General features: G+C 43.2%; 1 protein-coding gene. It reads left to right on the top strand.

The window, feature by feature from the left end:
• Positions 1-97: 97 nt before the first annotated feature.
• On the top strand, positions 98-1,160 hold a 1,063-nt coding region (gene mtnA / locus RQ763_RS11795), incomplete at its 3' end, for an S-methyl-5-thioribose-1-phosphate isomerase (protein WP_314153188.1).

Here is a 1,160-nt window from a genome sequence, read left to right as displayed (position 1 = left end):
GCAGAGGCTGAAAAAATTGCTCTAAAAATTGCAAGAGAGTTTGTAATAAATTATGACAAGATAGATAGTGTAGATGAGATATTGGAGATAGTGAAAAATGCAGGGTAAGTATAAGGCTTTATGGTTAAGCGATGATATGTTTGATGAGTGTCTGGAGGTAATAGACCAAAGACAGCTGCCGTTTGAGTATGATACAAAATATCTGACCGATACGGATGAAGTCGTAACCGCCATAAAAAATATGACTGTTCGCGGTGCGGGGGTTATCGGAAGCGTTGCCGCATTTGGGATATATATAGCCGCTATCGAGGTTGATGGAGATTATGAAGCGCTTCAAGAGAAAGCTGCACTGATAAGAGAGTCCCGTCCTACTGCCGTAAACCTTATGTGGGCGGTTGATAGGATGATGGAGCTTTTAAAAGATTCAGATGATTTGGTAGATGATGCAAGAAGATTTGCCATAGAGTTAAATGACCAAGAGGCGCTAGAGAGCCAAAAGATAGCAGAAATCGGTTGTGACATCATCGAGGATATTTTGAAAAAGAAGAACAAAACAAAGATAAATATTTTAACCCACTGCAATGCAGGATGGCTTGCGGTTATAGATGAGGGAACTGCTTTAGCACCGATTTATGAGGCAAAGAGAAGAGGCATTGATGTTCATGTCTGGGTTGACGAAACAAGACCGAGAAATCAGGGCGCTTCTCTTACTGCATGGGAACTCACTCAAAGCGGAGTTGAACATACCGTTATAGCCGACAACATGGGCGGACTTCTTATGCAAAGAGGCGAGGTTGACATGGTAATAGTCGGAGCAGACAGAGTAAGCGCAAACGGCGATGCGGCAAACAAGATAGGAACTTACCTAAAGGCACTCGCGGCGCATGATAACAGTGTTCCTTTTTATGTTGCAATCCCCACTTCAACATTTGATTTCGAGATAAGAGACGGAGTGAAAGAGATACCAATAGAGGAGAGAAGCCCTGATGAGGTTAGGTTTATAAAAGGGGTAGACAGTGAGGGAGTGGTGCGTGAAGTGCGTATAACTCCCGAAGATTCGCCTGCATTAAACTACGGCTTTGACGTTACGCCCGCAAGACTAATTACTGGACTTATAACGAACAGAGGTGTTTGCGAGGCAGATTTCGATAAAATTCAAG

Source organism: Sulfurimonas sp. (assembly GCF_032250635.1).
GTDB lineage: Bacteria > Campylobacterota > Campylobacteria > Campylobacterales > Sulfurimonadaceae > Sulfurimonas.
Note: the sequence above shows the minus strand (reverse complement) of the source record. Positions and strands in the feature narration are given on the sequence as shown.